The organism is Polynucleobacter duraquae, assembly GCF_000973625.1.
Classification (GTDB): Bacteria; Pseudomonadota; Gammaproteobacteria; order Burkholderiales; family Burkholderiaceae; genus Polynucleobacter; species Polynucleobacter duraquae.
Genome location: NZ_CP007501.1, coordinates 982107 through 999906 on the forward strand (window position 1 = coordinate 982107; position 17800 = coordinate 999906).

The window sequence follows — 17800 nt, forward strand, 5'->3', positions numbered from 1 at the left end:
ATGAAGGAAATCATTCAACAGCTAGAAGCAAAGCGTGAGCTCGCCAGATTGGGTGGTGGGCAAAAGCGTATTGCTGCTCAACACTCCAAAGGTAAGTTAACTGCACGCGAACGTATTGAGCTCTTGCTTGATGCCGGCACCTTTGAAGAGTGGGATATGTTTGTTGAGCATCGTTGCCATGACTTTGGTATGGCTGATCAGACCGTTCCCGGTGATGGCGTCGTTACAGGCTATGGCATGATTAATGGCCGTTTGGTCTTTGTATTTTCACAGGACTTTACCGTTTTGGGGGGCTCGCTTTCTGAGGCTCATGCGGAGAAGATTTGTAAGATCATGGATCAGGCACTTAAAGTAGGTGCACCTGTAATTGGTTTAAATGATTCTGGTGGCGCACGCATTCAAGAGGGCGTTGCTTCCTTGGGTGGCTATGCTGAAATTTTCCAGCGTAATGTCACCGCATCGGGCGTAATTCCACAAATTTCCTTGATTATGGGTCCGTCTGCTGGCGGTGCTGTTTACTCGCCCGCACTTACAGACTTCATCTTTATGGTGAAAGACAGTTCCTATATGTTTGTGACGGGTCCAGAAGTCGTGAAGACAGTGACGCATGAGGATGTCACTGCTGAAGAGCTCGGTGGCGCAATAACTCACTCGACTATTTCAGGGGTTTGCGACCTCGCTTTTGATAATGATGTTGATGCCATCATGATGCTCCGTCGCTTCTTTAACTATCTCCCTTTATCTAATCGTGAAAAGCCGCCCATGATTAATGGGGCGCAGCGTACTGAAGAGCCCGATTACTCCCTCGATACATTAGTGCCAAGCAACCCTAATCAACCTTACGATATGAAAGAGTTGATTGGAAAAATTGTCGATGATGGTGAGTTCTTTGAACTCCAGCCAGATTACGCTAAAAATATCTTGATCGGTTTTGCGCGAATGGAAGGTCGCTCGATTGGCATCGTCGCTAACCAGCCCTTAGTTTTAGCTGGCTGCTTAGATATCAAAGCCTCTATCAAGGCCGCACGTTTTGTTCGCTTTTGCGATGCCTTCAATATTCCAGTGGTCACTTTAGTTGATGTTCCAGGATTTATGCCGGGTACATCTCAAGAATATGGCGGCATCATTAAGCATGGTGCCAAGTTACTCTACGCTTATGCGGATTGCACCGTGCCTAAGGTCACGCTCATCACTCGCAAGGCTTATGGTGGCGCCTATGATGTGATGGCTTCTAAGCACTTGCGTGGCGATGTGAACTTCGCCTGGCCGTCAGCTGAAATTGCAGTCATGGGCCCCAAAGGGGCTGTTGAAATTATCTTCCGCGAAGAAAAGTCTGATCCTGCAAAAATTACGGCTCGTGAAGCTGAGTACAAAGCCAAGTTTGCCAATCCATTTGTGGCTGGTCGTCGTGGCTATATAGATGATGTGATCTTGCCGCATGAGACGCGCAAGCGTATCTCACGTTCTTTGGCAATGCTCAAGGATAAAGTGCTCACCAATCCACCGCGCAAACACGGCAACATCCCCCTTTAAGGCGCCAGAAAAATCATGACTACAAAAATGTTTAAGAAAATTCTGATTGCTAACCGCGGCGAGATAGCTTGCCGTGTGATGAAAACCGCCAAAAAGATGGGCATCAAGACGGTTGCCGTCTACTCTGAAGCTGACAAGGAAGCGCGTCATGTTCAGATGGCTGATGAAGCAGTTTGTATCGGACCTGCACCATCGCGTGAATCCTATCTCGTGTTGGATCGTATTATTCAGGCGTGCAAGGATACCGGCGCCGAAGCGGTTCATCCTGGCTACGGCTTTTTATCCGAGAATGAGCAGTTCGCCCGTCGTTGTGAAGAAGAGGGGATTATTTTTATCGGCCCCAAGCATCAGTCTATCGCAGCGATGGGTGACAAGATTGCTTCCAAGAAGCTCGCATTAGAGGCTAAGGTCAATACGATTCCCGGATTTAATGAAGCAATTGAAAAAGCGGAAAATGCTGTCAGGATTGCTCAGGATATTGGATACCCCGTCATGATTAAGGCGTCTGCAGGCGGTGGTGGCAAAGGTTTACGTGTTGCCTTTAATGACAAAGAAGCTTTCGAGGGATTTACAGCTTGCCGTACTGAAGCCCTGAATAGCTTCGGCGATGATCGCGTCTTCATTGAAAAATTTGTTGAAGGCCCTCGTCATATTGAGATTCAGGTGCTGGGTGATGCACATGGCAATATCGTGTATCTCGGTGAGCGTGATTGCTCGATTCAGCGACGCCATCAAAAGGTGATTGAAGAGGCGCCGTCCCCATTTATTGATCCCGCAACCCGCAAGGCCATGGGTGAGCAAGCCGTTGCTTTAGCAAAAGCTGTTAACTATCAATCAGCCGGTACCGTAGAGTTCGTAGTGGGTAAAGATAAGTCCTTTTACTTCCTCGAGATGAATACCCGTTTGCAAGTGGAGCACCCAGTGACTGAAGGTATTACTGGTCTCGATTTGGTTGAGCAGATGATTCGTGTAGCTGCTGGTGAAAAGCTAGCATTCAAGCAGGAAGATATTCAGCTCGACGGTTGGTCGATGGAGTGCCGTATCAACGCAGATGATCCATTTCGTAACTTCTTACCTTCAACAGGCCGACTAGTGAAATACCGCCCGCCAGCAGAGTTAGATGGTGTGCGGGTAGATACAGGCGTTTATGAGGGCGGTGAAATCCCGATGTATTACGACTCCATGATTGCCAAATTGATTGTGCATGGCAAGGATCGTACTGAGGCCATTGAAAAAATGCGCACTGCGCTCAATGACTTTGTTATCCGCGGCATCCATTCAAACATTCCTTTCCAAGCGGCTTTATTGCAGCACCCACGCTTTGTATCTGGCGACTTTACTACCGGCTTTATTGCTGAAGAGTATCCAGATGGATTCAAAAAGGATTCGGTGCAACCGGCTGATCCTAAGCGTTTGGCAGCCCTAGCAGCATTTATGCGTTATCGCTACCTTGAACATATCAAAATGATTGATGGTCAGTTGGCAGGCCATGAGATGACCATTGCTAAGAAATTTGTAGTGGTGACGGGATCACGTGTTGGATCCAATGATGAAATGCAAGAAGTCCCTGTCCGTGTTGATTTAAAGGATGGCGTCTACTCGGTTTATGTTGAAGAAGAAAATGATGTCAGTCGTTACAACATCGTTAGCGATTGGCGCCCAGGACAAATTTGTTTGCGTGTAACCATCAATGGTACCCACAAAATCACCGCTCAGGTAGAGCGTAAGGATGTGAAATACACCCTTGTGTTGGACGGTGCGCATTACGAGTGCATGGTCTTAAGCCCATTGGGTGCTGAACTTCAGCGCCGCATGTTAAAGAAAGTTCCGCCAGATACTTCCAAATTAGTCATGTCACCAATGCCAGGTCTGTTGACTAATATTTCCGTGAAAGTTGGCGAAGCTGTTATAGCAGGGCAGAAATTAGCTGCAATTGAAGCAATGAAGATGGAGAACACACTGGTTGCCGCTCAGGATGGTGTGGTTGCTGAAATATGTGCCAATGTTGGTGAAAGCTTAGCTGTTGATCAGTTGATCATTCGCTTTGAATAAGGCCAGTCATGACTAAACCATTCAAGATATTAGGGATTCAGCAGATTGCTATTGGCGGCGAAGACAAGGATCGTCTGCGCAAGCTTTGGGTTGACTTATTGGGCTTTGAGTACAAGAGTACTTTTGTCTCTGAGCGTGAGAACGTAGATGAAGATATTTGCGCTATCGGTAAAGGGGCTCACGAGATTGAAGTGGATTTGATGCAACCATTTGATATTGAAAAGAAGCCAGCTGTTCATCAAACACCACTTAATCACATTGGTTTGTGGGTTGATGACCTTCCTAAGGCTGTCGAATGCTTATCTGCACAAGGTCTTCGTTTTGCTCCTGGCGGGATACGCAAGGGTGCAGCTGGCTATGACATTACTTTTGTTCATCCCAAGGGTAACGAAGAGTTTCCATTCTGCGGTGAGGGTGTGTTGATTGAGCTTGTTCAAGCGCCACCAGATATCATTGCAGGTCTGAGTTCTTAAGTATCTAGAGAGTCCCAATTGACCCATATATTGGCCATCGACACCTCATCAGCTTGGTGTTCGGTGGCTTTATCTTTAAACGAGGATGCGCCAATAGTTCGCCACCAAAAAGTGTCGGCTGGCGCCAGTCAACTTTTGCTACCTTGGGTGCAAGAGTTGTTATCTGAAGCCTCAATTGAACTTGCCGACCTCGATGCCATTGCAATCGGAATCGGGCCTGGAGCCTTTACAGGTGTCCGTCTTGGGGTTGCTGCCGTTCAGGGTTTGGCAACAGCAGCTTGCTTGCCGGTAATTCCTGTTGCCAGCCTAGATGCCATTGCCAGCCAACTAGTTCAAACTTCTGCATTTATTGCTTCTGGAGCTCATTCTTTTGTCATTGCTGTTGATGCTCGTATGCAAGAGGTTTACTGGGCCAGCTATCTAGTGGGATCAACTCCATCACCTCAGCGCGAGGGTGATATTCACCTAACTGCTCCGGAGGGAGTTGAGCTCTCTCAGATTGATTTTTTAGCGGGTAGTGCAATTATGGAGTTTGGTGATCGTCTCTTTACTAGTGCTCCCAGCCCATTTTCTAGCACTCATCTTGATTCAAGTATCGGGGTCAATGCCTCAGGTGTTTTAGCTTGCGCTAAAGATATGTGGAGTAAGGGTCTACAACAAGATGTTCACCTATTAGAGCCCTTATATATACGCAATAAGGTAGCGCTGACCTCTGCAGAGCGTAGTCAATAGCATGGTTGATAGTCTTCACTCCGGGCAATCAAATACTGAAGGTATTTCAGAGCTTTCTTTTCTGCCTATGACTACTGCAGATTTAGATTCCGTGATTGCTATTGAATCTGTTTCGCATATTCATCCATGGACTAAAGGTAATTTTTCAGACTCATTGGCTGCAGGTCATTGGGCTTATTGTGTGAGACCCCAATTAGCAGATACAGTAAAAGGTACTTATTTAGATCCAGATATTCTTTGGGCCTATTGCATCCTATTTCCCGCTGTGGATGAGTTACATCTTCTGAATATTACGGTTTCACCCAAATTACGTCGCTTGGGTATCGGCGTAAAAATGATGAATGCGATTGAGGGCGTAGCTGCCCAACAAAATATGCCCCGAATTATTTTAGAAGTTCGTCCCAGCAACGAAGCAGCCCTTGCACTCTATCAAAGTCTTGGGTATGGGCAGATTGGTTTGCGAAAAAATTATTACCCAGTTGATGCTGCCAATGGCTTACGTGAAGATGCGCTAGTTTTGGCTAAATCGATTAAGCTTGAGGCATGAATATGAGTATAAATTCAAGCTTTCTTAAAGAAATGGGTATCACCGAGTGGACATCGCGTGATGCCGCTCCTGAGCTTGCTCAAACGATTCTTGCTGCCGAGGTCAGTAATAATCAGCTTGGTGAGGCTAACTCTGAATTGCCTGCAGTTGCAGAGGTGCAAGAGCGTAGATCGTCTGGAATATGGTGGTTTTTTGGCAATAAACCTCAGGGCGATGCTGAAATTCTGTTTCAGAACACCATTCGGGTTCTCGGTTTAACGCCACAAGAGTGGTCTTGGAAAAATCCTGCGGACAAATTCAATCCTGAGCAATTGCCACAAGATGGAACGCCCATAGTTGCCCTAGCGTTTGGTGGTGCTGCGGCACAAAAATTATCGGGTGAACGTGATGGATTGCCGGAGCTTCGAGAGACTGTCTTAGCAATTAACGCTGACGGGGCAGAGGATCTGCCGCTGATAGCTACTTTTGAATTAAATCAATTGCTTTCAAGGCCAAAGGATAGGGCGCTATTCTGGCAAGATCTACTGCTTGCTAAATCAGTGTTACAAAATATCTAAGCCTTGGGCTTAGTGCTTGTGCTCACCAATTAAATGCATGGAGTCGTATTCAGCTTGGTTGGCAGCGTGACGTTTAATGACTAGCCACATGATCGCGCTCACTACTACGCCAAAACCAATAATGACCGCCTGAATTGGAACATCTAACCAAATCAATCCGGAGTAGATTAGCAACATCATCAAAACAGAAATATTTTCATTAAAGTTTTGAACTGCAATTGAGTGACCGGCAGACATCAACACATGCCCACGATGCTGAAGCAGCGCATTCATAGGCACTACAAAATAGCCCGCTAACCAACCCACTAAAATCAATAAGAAATATGCTGGTACTAATTTGAGCGAAAGCTCAAACTTGCCAACAGTTAAAACCGTAATATTAGGCAACATGTCTGAGTTATATACAGCCATGACACAAACGACTAAACCCATGGCAATGCCATAGGGTAGAACCTTGAGTGAACTTCTAAGAGGTATACGCCAAGCAGCATACACAGCCCCTCCGGCAACTCCAAATGCAGAAATTGCTTGGAGAATAGCGCCTTGGGATAGGTTCATATGAAGGGCTACCTGAGCCCACTTAATCACAATAAATTGCAAAGTGGCGCCAGCCCCCCAAAAGAGAGTAGTAACCGCCAATGAGATCTGGCCAAGACGATCAGCCCAAAGCGTCTTAAAGCAGATAGAAAAATCTTTTATTAACTCGATTGGATTGGTCTTTTGCGACTCGTAGCGAGCCCCAGTATCGGGGATGCGTAAATTAATGAGTGCTGCCAGTACATAAATCATCATGATGATCATGATGGCGGACTCCGCTGCGGTATCGATGCCAGTTTCTAGGACGGGCACGTCAAATCCGAGGAGACTTTCAGATACCGATTTGCTGATCAAGACTCCGCCAAGAACTGTACCCATAATGATGGAGCCTACCGTAAGGCCCTCGATCCAGCCATTGGCTGCCACTAACTTTTCAGGTGGCAGTAATTCAGTCAAGATGCCGTATTTGGCAGGAGAGTAGGCAGCCGCACCTAAACCCACAATCGCATAGGCTAACAAGGGGTGGCTTCCAAACAGCATGACTACACAACCAACAAATTTAATCGTATTGGTGATGAACATGACATTGCCCTTGGGGCGGGAGTCAGCAAAGGCCCCCACAAAGGCTGCCAGCAATACATAAGAGAGCACGAAGAATAATTTGAGTAAAGGCGTCATCCAGGCCGGAGCTTCAAGCTGGACCAATAGGGCGATTGCTGCGATCAGCAATGCGTTATCAGCAAGCGACGAAAAAAATTGCGCCGCCATAATGATGTAAAAACTACGGTTCATTCGTACAATCTAGTCATTAAAGTAATTAAAACATGAAAGGAGGGTGTAAATGAGTCTGTCTGCTAACCGTTTTATTAGTAGGCCTATTGTGGCAACTATACACACTGATGCCTTTCGACATAATTTAGGCCGTATTCGGGAACTTGCCCCGGAATCGAAGATCTGGTCTGTTGTGAAGGCAAAAGCGTATGGCCACAGCCTTGAAGCTGCATTTAAGGGCTTGGAATCTACCGATGGCTTTGCCTTGCTGGATCTTGCAGATGCACAGTGGTTAAGAGACCACGGTTGGGAGGGTCGCATCCTCCTTTTAGAAGGTCTTTTTAGTCAGCAGGAGCTCGAACGGGTAATTCGGCTGCGATGTGACCTGGTGGTTCATAGCGAGAAGCAGGTCGTATGGCTTGAGAGCCTTAAAAACTATTCAGGTCATCCAATCAATATCTTTCTGAAGCTCAATTCTGGAATGAACCGCCTTGGTTTCAGGCCAGCGGAATACCGAACTGCCTTTCATCGTTTGCATGCTGCCGGATACCATCTGCATCACATGACCCACTTTGCCAATGCAGACCAGGTAGAGCGCTCACCATCAGTCGGAGAGCAAATGGAGTGCTTCAATCAAACGACCGAAGGGCTCGAAGCGCCATCTTCTTTGGCGAATTCCGCTGCGATCCTTTGGCATCGCAATGCTTTGGGAGACTGGATCCGTCCAGGCATTCTGCTCTACGGTGTTTCACCAACTGGGGTGCATGCCGATATCGTTCGCTCTGAATTTCAAGCTGTGATGAGTTTGCGTAGTGAAATCATCGATATCCAAAACTTAAAGAAAGGCGACTATGTAGGTTACGGTGGTCGCTATGAAGCTCCAGAGGATATGCGCATTGGTGTGATCGCTGGTGGCTATGCTGACGGATATCCACGTCATGCGGAAGATGGAACACCTGTTTGGGTTGATGCCGCTGATACTCAGGGCGACGGTGTGATTTGCCCGATTGTTGGAAGGGTCTCCATGGACATGTTGACGATCGATTTGCGTGAAGCTCCTAATGCCAAAATAGGCAGTGTGGTGGAGCTTTGGGGTAACGAAGTTCCGGTGGATGATGTGGCTCAAATGAGCGGCACCATCGGTTATGAACTGATTTGCGCGTTGGCGCAAAGGGTGCCGGTGCTTACTGACTGAAGCCGCCGGCTTGATTGATTCTTACTTATTCCAGATCTGCCACCAGCGACGCTCTTTTTGAACGCGTTGACCGGTCACCATCATTTGGCTGTCGGGAAAATTCAGTTTAAAGACACGTGCTGCATCGTTGCTAAGATCAGTCATGCCTAGCTTCTCATAAGACTTCGTCAGCAAGTAGAGCGCTTCCTCAACGGCTGGTGCGCGATCATAATCTCGAATCACCAACTGAGCTCTATTGGCGGAAGCTAAGTAGGCGCCGCGTTGATAGTAGAAGCGAGCCACAATGACATCTGCCTCCGCTAAGGAGTTCACGATATAGCGCATCCGATCTAAAGAGTCGGGCGCATATTTACTATCAGGAAAACGTTCTACAACAACCTTGAAAGATTCAAAAGCTTCTTTGGCTGCCTTTGGATCGCGCTCACTCAAATCCTGCCCTGTAAATTTGCCGAGCCAACCTAAATCATCATTAAAGCTAATTAAGCCTTTGAGGTAGTAGCCGTAATCTAAGTTAGGACTGCCTTGATGCAGCTTGATAAATCGATCGATAGCAACTTGGGCTTGGGCTTGCTCTTGCGCTTTCCAGTAACAGAAAGCAGCATTAATTTGCGCTTGTTGAGAATAGGGTCCAAATGGAAAGCGACCTTCTAGTTTTTCAAAGTACTTGCCGCACTTTGCATAGTCCGCATCCTTCAGTTTCTCATTGGCTTCGGAATAGAGTTTTGTTTCTGACCAAATATCAGTGTCATCCTTTTGACCATCGCTGCCCGCGCATCCGCCGAGCACAAGACAAGCAGTGCTAGCGCTAACTAGTAAAGAAATAAAGGATTTTCTGGAAGATGACCCAAGGGTAGCAGCAAGCCTTAAACTGGCGTCTGTAATAACGTCCGACATAACTAAAAGGCTCTTTAAGCGTGGCATTGCCGCATACTCCCGATTCGAATCCCACTGATTATATCGATGATGAGGATTTCATAGCCCTAGAAGTTCCCCCTGAGGTCAGTGGCGAGCGTTTGGATAAGTTTCTTGGTGGCGCTTTACCGGATTATTCCCGTAATCGACTTAAATCCTGGGTTGAGGCTGGGGCGGTAACAGTAGATGGAAAAGTCACCAAAGTACGTCATTTACTGCGTGGGAGCGAGAGTATTAAGGTATTCCCACAAGAAATGCCTGAACAGTTCGCTTTTTCCCCTGAAAATATTGCGCTAGATGTTGTCTATGAAGATGACTCTATTATTGTGGTCAATAAACCTGCTGGACTCGTGGTGCATCCTGCTGCTGGTAATTGGACAGGAACCCTATTAAATGCCTTGCTTTATCGCTATCCCGAGCTCAAGCAACTCCCCAGAGCGGGAATTGTCCATCGCCTAGACAAAGATACCTCTGGATTAATGGTGGTTGCTAGAACAGATATAGCCCAAACCTCACTGGTAAGGCAGCTTCAAGAGCGAACGGTGGGAAGGCGTTATCTATCGTGGGTGTGGGGTGATGCCCCTTCTCAGGGCAAGGTGCTGGCGACCGTGGGTCGAGATCAACGCGATCGACTCAAAATGGCTGCTGGTTCTGCTCAAGGCAAGCCTGCTGCCACCTTATTTCGGCGCTTGGCTAAAGGGAGCTTTACAGAAAGTTCAGTTGCTTTGCTGGAGTGCCGCTTAGAGACTGGTCGCACCCATCAAATTCGGGTTCATCTAGAGTCTTTGGGTTTCCCTCTTTTAGGCGATCCGGTTTACCGCAAGAGGACCCCCGGAGTAGCTAAATCACTGCCTTTTAACCGCCAGGCTTTACATGCTTATGCCTTAAGTCTGCAGCATCCGGCAACCCAGGAAATCATGACCTGGTTTAGATTGCCCCCCCAAGATTTGATTGATTTGCTGCCCTTGGTGGGAATGAGTGAAGCCGACTTACCAAGAGAAGAGGCTCTAATGGCCTCCATTAAAAATGATCAGCGCGCTCAATAAGATTGAGCCAAGCTGGACTGTGTCGCAGCTAATTCAGGCTTTTTGCACTACCCGACAAGGTGGCCTAAGTCAGTCACCATTTAATAGTCTGAACCTTGGACTGAATGCGGGTGACGATTCAGTAGATGTTCTTCAAAACCGCAGCATCCTGAGGTCTGAGCTTCCTGCTGAACCACTTTGGCTCAAACAAACTCATGGCATCACAGTGAGCACCCCGATCTCGAGGAGCACTCTAACTATTGGAGCATTTGAGGCAGACGCTTCTGTCACCAATATTCCAAATGAGGTGCTAGCCATTCTGACTGCGGATTGCATGCCCGTCTTGTTGGCTAGCAGGAGTGGTGATGTGATTGGGGCGGCTCATGCCGGTTGGCGTGGCTTGAGCGGCGGTATCCTTGAAAACACCATCAAAGAAATGCTGGCACTATCTCCAGGCCTCGCGATAAGCGATATCCGTGCATGGATGGGTCCAGCAATTGGGCCTAGCGCATTTGAAGTGGGTCAGGATGTGTTGCAAGCCTTTGCTCTTCAGGGTCAAGACGTACTCTCCAAGGCCTTTATTCCTATTCCCGGGACTTCCGGCAAGTACTTGGCCGACCTCTATTTATTAGCAAGAGATCGTTTACATACACTAGGTCTAAAGCAAATCGATGGCGGTGAGTTTTGTACCGTGAATGATCCAGAGCGCTTCTTTTCATACCGTCGGGATAAAGTCACGGGACGCTTTGCCTCGCTCATCTGGATTTCAGATAAGCATTAAGTTGGGGTTATTACTAGCTTAGCTCTAGGGCTAGGGTTAGTGCGTATAACCCTAGTAGCCCGTTAGATGGAGAATGGTCTCAACAACTTTACGAGATCATTATGTTTGCAGGCATGAATACCGGTGTAGCGCCATCATTGGCCCCACACCATATGGCGTTAATTCCTCCAGAACGCTTGGCGGAAATTCAAAAAGAATACTTCGCTGAGTTCTCCCATCTTGCAACCAATCCTGAGGCCGTCGAAGTAAAAGATCGTCGCTTCTCCGGCAAGGCATGGCATTCCTCATGGAGCAAAATGATTGCGGCAACCTATTTGCTCAACTCAAAACATTTGCTTGCGCTTGCTAAAGCGGTTGATGCAGATGAAAAAACCAAAACTAAGATTTTGTTCACTACAGAGCAAATGATTGATGCTCTATCACCATCAAACTTTATTGCAACCAATCCTGAAGTGCTTGAAAACATCATTAGCTCACAAGGCCAGTCCATTCAAAATGGAATTGTGAATTTGCTTGGCGACCTAAAAAAGGGGAAAGTTTCTCAGACGGATGAAAGTGCTTTTGAAGTCGGCAAGAATATTGCAACGACTTCAGGTCAAGTAGTATTTCGTAATGATCTCTTTGAATTAATTCAGTACACGCCGCTAACTGAAACAGTTTATGAGCGCCCATACTTAATGGTGCCACCTTGCATCAATAAGTACTACATTTTGGATTTGCAACCAGATAACTCGGTCGTACGTTACATGGTTGAACAAGGTCACACCGTTTTCTTGGTCTCCTGGAAAAATCCAGATGCTTCAATGTCTAAAGTGACCTGGGATGACTACGTAGGTGATGGCGTCATTAAGGCAATAGAGGTTGTCAAGGATATTGGTGGCACAGATCAAATTAACGTACTCGGTTTTTGTGTCGGCGGCACTTTAACTTCTACTGCTTTGGCAGTGTTGGCAGCGCGAAAAAAGAATTACGTCGCCAGCTTAACTTTGCTCACGACCTTATTGGATTTTAGTGATAGTGGCATCCTAGATGTGTTCATCGATGAAGGTATGGTGAAGTTACGTGAGGGTACTATTGGCGGTGAAGGCGGTCAATTCGGCATGATGTCAGGCTTAGATTTAGGCAACACCTTTTCTTTCTTGCGCCCAAATGACCTAGTCTGGAACTATGTTGTGGAGAATTACTTAAAAGGTAATTCACCGCCGCCATTTGATTTGCTGTATTGGAATGGTGACTCCACTAATCTGCCAGGTCCAATGTACTGTTGGTATTTGCGGCATACCTATTTGCAAAATGAATTAATCAAACCCGGCAAGCTCACAGTTTGCGGAGAAAAAGTTGATCTAGGCAAAATCACTGTGCCAGCCTACATTTATGCATCACATGATGATCACATCGTCCCCTGGAAATCTGCTTATGAATCTACCCACGTATTAAAAGGTAAAAATCGATTTGTTTTAGGCGCTTCTGGACACATTGCTGGCGTGATCAATCCACCGGCAAAGAATAAGCGTCATTATTTTGAAAATAATAAATTAGCCAAGACTGCGGATGAATGGTTGGCCGCAGCAAAAGATATTAAGGGTAGTTGGTGGCCTAACTACGCAACATGGTTAGAAGAGTTTGGTGGCAAGAAAGTAAAAGCTAGCAAGACGTTTGGTAATGCACGCTACAAAAAACTAGAAGCAGCGCCTGGTAAGTACGTGAAAGAAAAAATATCCACAGCTGCTCAATAATATTTTCATAAGGGGAAATACATGTCTCAAAAGATTGCATACGTAACGGGTGGTATGGGCGGTATTGGCACGGCTATATGTCAGCGTCTTGCCAAGGATGGCTTTAAGGTTATCGCTGGTTGTGGCCCGAATTCCCCACGCAAAGATCGCTGGATTGGCGAACAAAAAGCTTTGGGTTATGACTTCATTGCTTCTGAAGGTAATGTTTCCGACTGGGACAGTACGGTTGCCGCATTCGATAAAGTCAAGGCTGAAGTAGGGCGTGTCGATGTTTTAGTGAATAACGCTGGAATTACTAAAGACAGCGTTTTCCGTAAAATGACCCCGGATCAGTGGAAGGCGGTAATCGATACCAATCTCAATTCCTTATTCAACGTCACCAAACAAGTGGTCGATGGCATGGCTGATAACGGCTGGGGTCGCATTATTAATATCTCTTCTGTTAATGGTCAAAAAGGTCAGTTTGGCCAATCTAACTATTCGACAGCAAAAGCGGGTTTACATGGTTTCACGATGGCTTTGTCACAAGAGTTGGCCTCTAAAGGCGTCACAGTGAATACGGTTTCCCCAGGCTATATTGGCACCGATATGGTCAAGGCTATTCGTGAAGATGTGCTTGAAAAGATTGTTGCCGGTGTTCCAGTGAAGCGCTTAGGCACTCCCGAGGAGATTGCTTCGATCTGCTGTTGGATTGCCTCTACTGACGGCGGCTACGCTACTGGCGCTGATTTCTCCTTAAATGGCGGTCTGCATACGGGCTAAATCTCATTAAAATTGCGTTTTAGTGGTTTCTCCATCGGCATATTTCTCTTTAGCTCAAACTAGAGATAAACTATGCCGATGTTGCATTGCAGTACCAAGAGTTAGGAAAACTACATGGCCACACGTTCTAAAAAAGCTGGCGATAGCCGCTTAATTAAGAAGTATCCCAATCGTCGTTTGTATGACACCCAAACCAGTGCTTATGTCACGCTGGCTGATATTAAAAATTTAGTGATGGCCGGCGATGCTTTTAGTGTTGTGGATGCAAAAACTGAAGATGATTTAACTCGCAATATCTTGCTACAAATTATTCTGGAAGAAGAGGCTGGTGGAACTCCAGTTTTTTCATCCCAAATGCTTTCTCAAATCATTCGCTTTTATGGAAACTCCATGCAAGGTTTGATGGGTAGCTATCTTGAAAAGACCATGCAATCTTTTGTGGATATTCACAATAAATTGGGCGATCAAACTGAGGGTTTAGGTGCTGGTAGTACACCTGAGGCTTGGGCCAAAATGATGAATCTTCAAAACCCAATGATGCAAGGTCTCATGGGGAACTATCTGGAGCAAAGCAAAGATCTTTTTGTGAAGATGCAAGAGCAAATGCAAAATACTCCGAATCTGTTTAGTAGCTTTCCGTTTCCTGGACAACCTAATAAGACAGAAAAAGAATAGTCGTGGCAGGTAAAGTTGGTTTTGTTTCCTTAGGCTGCCCTAAGGCGCTAGTTGATTCTGAACTCATCCTCACGCAACTGAGCGCTGAAGGATATGAGACTGCTAAAGATTATTCTGGTGCCGATCTGGTGGTTGTCAACACCTGTGGCTTTATTGATTCTGCTGTAGAAGAAAGTCTAGCGGCGATTGGTGAGGCCTTAGCTGAAAATGGCAAGGTGATTGTGACGGGTTGTTTAGGCGCCCGCAAGAATGCAGACGGTAGCGATCTCATTCAGAGCATTCACCCCAAAGTCCTTGCTGTGACTGGGCCACATGCCACCCAAGAGGTGATGCAAGCCATTCATTTACATCTCCCAAAGCCGCATGATCCTTTTACGGATTTGCTCCCACCGATTGGCGTCAAGCTCACACCAAAACATTATGCGTACTTAAAGATATCTGAGGGTTGTAATCATCGCTGCACTTTCTGCATTATCCCAAGCATGCGTGGCGATCTAGTTTCACGTCCGATTGGTGAAGTCTTGCTTGAGGCAAAAAAACTATTTGAGTCAGGTGTAAAAGAGTTGCTAGTTGTCTCACAAGATACAAGCGCCTATGGCGTTGATATTCAATATCGCACTGGCTTTTGGGATGGCAAACCGGTTAAGACGCGAATGTTTGATTTGGTAAATGCTTTGAACCAAATTGCAAGAGAACATCAAGCCTGGGTGCGACTGCATTATGTCTATCCATACCCACATGTCGATGATGTACTGACTTTAATGGCTGAGTTTGCTGATCACGGTTTTGGTGTACTTCCTTATTTAGATATTCCGTTGCAACACTCTCATCCAGATGTTCTGAAGAGGATGAAACGTCCAGCTTGTGGTGAAAAGAATTTAGAGCGCATTCAAGCATGGCGAGCTACTTGCCCTGACTTGGTTATTCGCAGTACTTTTATTGCGGGCTTCCCTGGTGAAACTGAGGAAGAGTTCTTGCACCTATTAAATTTCCTCGATGAAGCTCAGATTGATCGCGCCGGTTGTTTTGCCTATTCACCGGTGGATGGTGCGACTGCCAATACTTTGGATAATCCAGTTCCGGATGCATTGCGAGAAGAACGTCGTGCTCGGTTTATGGCTAAAGCTGAGGAAATCTCTATCAAGCGACTTGCTAAAAAAGTAGGCAAGCGTATTCAAGTTATTATTGATCGGGTAGATGAATCTGGTGGAGTGGGCCGAACCATTGGTGATGCCCCGGAAATCGATGGCTTGGTGAGGGTTTTGTCTCCAAGTAAGCCATCCAAGCGCTACCGCGCTGGTGAAATCATCAAAGTAACGGTGATTAACTCCCAAGGGCATGACCTAATAGCCGAAACTTGACTATTAGAATAAAACTAGTGTTTTGGCCTCGCGTTGGGGTCGCTTTTTTGCCTAATTAGGCACTGTAAAGGGGATTGTTATGAGTCGTGATGTCGTCGTTTTAAGTGCTGTGCGTTCTGCAATTGGCGCCTTCAATGGTTCGCTTAGCAGCCTAGAGCCAAGTGAGCTCGGCGGCATTGTGATGAAAGAGGCTGTTGCACGCTCTGGAGTAGATCCAGCATTAATTAATTACATCACTGTAGGCAATACGATTCCGACTGATAACCGTTATGCCTATGTTGCTCGCGTAGCTTCTATTCAGGCTGGTCTGCCAATGGAATCTGTAGCGATGGCTTTGAATCGTTTATGTAGCTCTGGCTTACAAGCGATTGTGACCACAGCCCAAGCCATTATGTTAGGCGACTGCGATTACGGCGTCGGTGGTGGTGTCGAAGTGATGTCACGTGGTATGTATGGTTCACCCGCAATGCGAAGTGGTGCCCGTATGGGTGACACCAAAATGATCGACTTGATGGTGTCTGTTTTGACTGATCCATTTGGTGTTGGTCACATGGGCGTAACGGCTGAGAATTTGGTTGAAAAGTGGAAACTCACCCGTGAAGAGCAAGACGCCCTTGCAGTAGAGTCCCATCGCCGTGCAGCACACGCTATTAAAGAAGGTCGCTTTAAATCTCAAATTGTTCCAATCACCATCAAGACTCGTAAGGGTGATGTGGTGTTTGATACGGACGAGCATTGCAAGCCTGACACCACGATGGAAACTTTAGGGAAGATGAAGGCGGTCTTCAAAAAAGAGGGTGGCAGTGTTACTGCAGGTAATGCATCCGGTATTAATGATGGCGCAGCATTCTTTGTGCTTGCTGAAGCGGAAGCGGCGAAGAAGGCTGGTCATAAGCCAATCGCTCGTTTAGTCTCTTATGCGATTGCTGGCGTTCCTAACCACATTATGGGTGAAGGTCCAATCCCTGCAACCAAGATTGCTCTTGAGCGCGCAGGCCTGAAATTAGATCAAATCGATGTGATTGAATCTAATGAAGCGTTTGCTGCGCAGGCATTGGCGGTTACCAAAGGTTTGGGCTTAGATCCAGCTAAGACCAACGTCAATGGTGGAGCGATTGCATTGGGCCACCCAATTGGGTGCTCTGGTGCTGCGATTGCCACTAAAGCCATCCATGAATTACATCGGGTTCAAGGTAAATATGCTTTGGTCACCATGTGTATTGGTGGCGGACAAGGTATTGCAACTATTTTTGAGCGCCTCTAAGCAATTAGCAGTAAGGCAGCATCCAAGCCGACTCGGTCGAAAGCCGCGTCGGCTTTTTCTTTAACAATCGGTTTTGCTCTATAGGCAATACTGATACCAGAGCCATGCATCATTGGTAAATCGTTGGATCCGTCACCCATAGTGATGGAATTCCCTTTACGGCAATTCATTAGAGTGCAGGCTTGTTCTAGATAGGCATTTTTAGCAGCACCATCAACGATATCGCCAATGACCTTGCCTGTTAGTTTGCGATCTATGATTTCCAAGGTATTGGCTTGGGTTTGCTTAAAGCCTAACTCTTGTTGAAGCTTTTGAGTAAAGAAGGTAAAGCCACCAGAAACTAGCAGCGTATAGAGTCCTTGAGCATTAGCTCCAGACAGTAATTGAGCAGCGCCAGGGTTGGGAAGCAAACGTTCTTTGTAGACTGAATCGAGCACATCAGCAGATACGCCAGCTAAAAGAGCTACGCGCCTGCGCAAGCTTTCTTTAAAGTCTTTAATTTCACCGCGCATGGTGGCCTCAGTGATTTCTGAAACAGCAGCCTTCTTACCAGTAAAGTCGGCAATCTCATCAATGCACTCGATGTTAATGAGAGTGGAGTCCATATCCATGGCCAGTACTTTCACTTCGCTCGGCTTGAATCCAGACGAAAGAAAAGCTAAATCAGCGTCGTGTGCCGCAGCTATATCGCGCATAGCAACCCTTGCTTCAGGCATTAAGGTTTGTGGGCAAGTCCAGCGGGCAGTGAAGTATTTGGAGTTTGTATGTTCTACGCTTTCCTTTGCTATTGCAATGCCTAAGATTTTTGCATGCTCGATCAATGCCATGTTTAATTCTGCAGGGATCGCAGTGTTAGCAAGGGCGACAAGCGTGAGGTGATTAGACAT

General features: G+C 46.6%; 17 protein-coding genes. 14 read left to right on the forward strand and 3 right to left on the reverse strand.

Annotation, left to right across the window (positions count from 1 at the left end; all coding sequences use genetic code 11):
- The 6 genes from CL55_RS05180 to CL55_RS05205 are packed head-to-tail and all read left to right on the forward strand — an operon-like array spanning position 1 to position 5894.
- Positions 1–1533 (forward strand): acyl-CoA carboxylase subunit beta, encoded by a 1533-nt coding sequence (locus CL55_RS05180; RefSeq protein ID WP_046330148.1) that lies wholly within the window; start codon positions 1–3, stop codon positions 1531–1533.
- A gap of 27 nt (positions 1534–1560) precedes the next feature.
- A complete protein-coding gene (gene accC / locus CL55_RS05185) occupies positions 1561–3585 on the forward strand; it encodes an acetyl-CoA carboxylase biotin carboxylase subunit (RefSeq protein WP_205621340.1) in 2025 nt (674 codons plus the stop codon).
- Positions 3586–3593: 8 nt separating this feature from the next.
- Positions 3594–4058 (forward strand): VOC family protein, encoded by a 465-nt coding sequence (locus tag CL55_RS05190; protein ID WP_046330150.1) that lies wholly within the window; start codon positions 3594–3596, stop codon positions 4056–4058.
- A gap of 18 nt (positions 4059–4076) precedes the next feature.
- Positions 4077–4790: a tRNA (adenosine(37)-N6)-threonylcarbamoyltransferase complex dimerization subunit type 1 TsaB gene (tsaB, locus tag CL55_RS05195; protein WP_046330151.1), complete on the forward strand. Its 714-nt coding sequence runs from the start codon at positions 4077–4079 to the stop codon at positions 4788–4790.
- Between the two features lies 1 nt (position 4791).
- The gene (locus tag CL55_RS05200; RefSeq protein ID WP_046330152.1) at positions 4792–5337 is read left to right on the forward strand and encodes a GNAT family N-acetyltransferase; all 546 of its coding nucleotides are present in this window, start codon (positions 4792–4794) and stop codon (positions 5335–5337) included.
- Positions 5338–5339: 2 nt separating this feature from the next.
- The gene (locus tag CL55_RS05205; RefSeq protein WP_205621303.1) at positions 5340–5894 is read left to right on the forward strand and encodes a uracil-DNA glycosylase family protein; all 555 of its coding nucleotides are present in this window, start codon (positions 5340–5342) and stop codon (positions 5892–5894) included.
- A gap of 9 nt (positions 5895–5903) precedes the next feature.
- On the opposite strand, the gene lplT is transcribed toward CL55_RS05205, so the two are convergent.
- Positions 5904–7223, reverse strand: coding sequence for a lysophospholipid transporter LplT (gene lplT, locus CL55_RS05210; RefSeq protein WP_046330154.1), 1320 nt, complete (start codon positions 7221–7223; stop codon positions 5904–5906).
- Positions 7224–7296: 73 nt separating this feature from the next.
- Between lplT and alr the strand changes: the two genes are divergently transcribed.
- Positions 7297–8397: an alanine racemase gene (gene alr / locus CL55_RS05215; RefSeq protein ID WP_046331178.1), complete on the forward strand. Its 1101-nt coding sequence runs from the start codon at positions 7297–7299 to the stop codon at positions 8395–8397.
- A gap of 21 nt (positions 8398–8418) precedes the next feature.
- Here alr and CL55_RS05220 read toward each other — a convergent pair whose 3' ends face one another.
- Positions 8419–9291: an outer membrane protein assembly factor BamD gene (locus CL55_RS05220; protein ID WP_046330155.1), complete on the reverse strand. Its 873-nt coding sequence runs from the start codon at positions 9289–9291 to the stop codon at positions 8419–8421.
- 20 nt (positions 9292–9311) lie between these two features.
- Here CL55_RS05220 and CL55_RS05225 point away from each other — a divergent pair, with 20 nt between their 5' ends.
- The 7 genes from CL55_RS05225 to CL55_RS05255 all read left to right on the forward strand — a co-directional run bounded on the left by CL55_RS05225 (position 9312) and on the right by CL55_RS05255 (position 16913).
- A complete protein-coding gene (locus tag CL55_RS05225; protein WP_046330156.1) occupies positions 9312–10355 on the forward strand; it encodes an RluA family pseudouridine synthase in 1044 nt (347 codons plus the stop codon).
- Complete coding sequence (gene pgeF, locus CL55_RS05230; RefSeq protein WP_046330157.1) at positions 10336–11115, forward strand: peptidoglycan editing factor PgeF; 780 nt, start codon at positions 10336–10338, stop codon at positions 11113–11115. Before CL55_RS05225 ends, pgeF begins: the two co-directional genes overlap by 20 nt.
- A gap of 101 nt (positions 11116–11216) precedes the next feature.
- Positions 11217–12851, forward strand: a complete 1635-nt coding sequence (gene phaC / locus CL55_RS05235; protein WP_046330158.1) for a class I poly(R)-hydroxyalkanoic acid synthase — start codon at positions 11217–11219, stop codon at positions 12849–12851.
- A gap of 21 nt (positions 12852–12872) precedes the next feature.
- Positions 12873–13613: a 3-ketoacyl-ACP reductase gene (locus tag CL55_RS05240; protein WP_046330159.1), complete on the forward strand. Its 741-nt coding sequence runs from the start codon at positions 12873–12875 to the stop codon at positions 13611–13613.
- A gap of 114 nt (positions 13614–13727) precedes the next feature.
- On the forward strand, positions 13728–14288 hold the full coding sequence (gene phaR, locus CL55_RS05245; protein ID WP_046330160.1) for a polyhydroxyalkanoate synthesis repressor PhaR: 561 nt from the start codon (positions 13728–13730) through the stop codon (positions 14286–14288).
- Between the two features lie 2 nt (positions 14289–14290).
- Complete coding sequence (gene rimO / locus CL55_RS05250) at positions 14291–15649, forward strand: 30S ribosomal protein S12 methylthiotransferase RimO (protein ID WP_046330161.1); 1359 nt, start codon at positions 14291–14293, stop codon at positions 15647–15649.
- A gap of 79 nt (positions 15650–15728) precedes the next feature.
- Positions 15729–16913 carry an acetyl-CoA C-acyltransferase family protein gene (locus CL55_RS05255; RefSeq protein WP_046330162.1) on the forward strand — a complete coding sequence of 395 codons (1185 nt, stop codon included), beginning with the start codon at positions 15729–15731 and terminating at the stop codon, positions 16911–16913.
- Here CL55_RS05255 and serB read toward each other — a convergent pair.
- Positions 16910–17800: a phosphoserine phosphatase SerB gene (serB, locus tag CL55_RS05260; RefSeq protein ID WP_046330163.1), complete on the reverse strand. Its 891-nt coding sequence runs from the start codon at positions 17798–17800 to the stop codon at positions 16910–16912. The two genes, CL55_RS05255 and serB, sit on opposite strands and share 4 nt — an antisense overlap.